Here is a 1,425-nt window from a genome sequence, read left to right on the forward strand (position 1 = left end):
GCCTCGAGGCCCGTGTTGGCGAACTGGAAGCAACTCAGTTCTCCACCACCACCAAGCTCAAGGGTGTGACCAACTGGGTCTTCGGTGCAGTCAAGGCCCATGGCAAGGACAGCGCCGAGTTCGAGGCCCACTCCGGCGGTACCTCCTTCAGCTACAACCTGGCGCTGAACCTGGAGACCTCCTTCACCGGTAAGGATCTGCTCTATACCCGCCTGCGTGCGGGCAACATGGCCAACGTCTACGGCTCCGGTGTCGAAGGCATCGGTCGCTCCGGCCTGTTTGCTCAGGAGTACGGCATTGACACCAACAACCGTGTCATCATCAACCGCCTGTACTACAGCTTCCCCATCGGTGAGAACTTCACCGTTGTTGGTGGTCCCGTGGTCCGTATGGACGACATGCTGCCGGTGTGGCCCAGCGCCTATCCGTCTGACATGACGTACGACTTCTTCACCTACGCCGGTGCGCCTGGTGCTTACAACCTGGCCCTCGGCGCTGGTGCTGGTGTGTACTGGAAGTCCGACGACTTCAGCATCTCCACCAGTTATCTGTCGCAGAACGGCAACGACAGCAACCCCACCACGGGTGGCATCGGAACCGACGGCTCCGACTTCAGTGCTACCACTCAGATCGCCTACGCGCCTGAGAACTGGGGTATTGCTGCTGCTTACACCAAGGCTTCCTCAGCTAACGGTGAAAACCTCTACATCGGCAACGCCAACCTGCAGGCTGTAGCAGCTTCAGGAGTTGGTAGTCAGACCAACTCCGTTGGTTTGAGCGCCTGGTGGACCCCTGAAGATTCCGGCTGGATTCCTTCCATCAGCACGGGTATGGGCAAGACCTGGTTCGACGGCAACAACGCCGACGGCTACTCCGCGTCCTGGTACGTGGGCCTCGAGTGGGATGACGTCTTCCTGGAAGGCAACTCCTTCGGTATGGCTGTTGGTCAACCCACCTTCGTCGCCTCGGTTGATGGCGACGCTGTCAAGGATGGTGCCGGCTACGCCTGGGAATTCTTCTACAAGTTCCAGGTCACCGACAACATCACTGTCACCCCTGCCATCCACTACCTGAGCAAGCCCTTCCCTTCTCAGCGTTCCAATGGCATGAACGCCATGAGTGGCCTGGTCAAGACCACCTTCAAGTTCTGATCACTGGTTCCGAGGCTCCCTTGGAGTCTCAATCCATTCAGATTTCTCAGCTCTCCACTTCGGTGGGGAGCTTTTTTGTGCATGACGCGGTTGGTGGATGGTCTTAACCGACACCTAAACAACTCTTGAGTTGCTCTTACTTCCAGGGTGAAGTCGTGCCCATAGCGTTAGGCCGCTGGCATGTCTTGCCGGCGCCTTTCTCTTGGTGTGAGAACCCCCATGAAGCTTTTCCAGCAACTGCTGGTGGCTCCTGCCGCCCTTGGCCTTCTGGCCT

Annotated in this window: 1 protein-coding gene; it reads left to right on the top strand. The window is 58.2% G+C overall.

Annotated elements, in window-relative coordinates; genetic code table 11:
- Positions 1 to 1,151, top strand: a 1,151-nt coding sequence (locus tag DXY30_RS13435; RefSeq protein ID WP_115095405.1) for an iron uptake porin, incomplete at its 5' end; no start/stop codon positions are given.
- Between the last annotated feature and the right edge of the window lie 274 nt (positions 1,152 to 1,425).

Source organism: Synechococcus sp. UW106, from assembly GCF_900474015.1.
Lineage (GTDB): Bacteria > Cyanobacteriota > Cyanobacteriia > PCC-6307 > Cyanobiaceae > Parasynechococcus.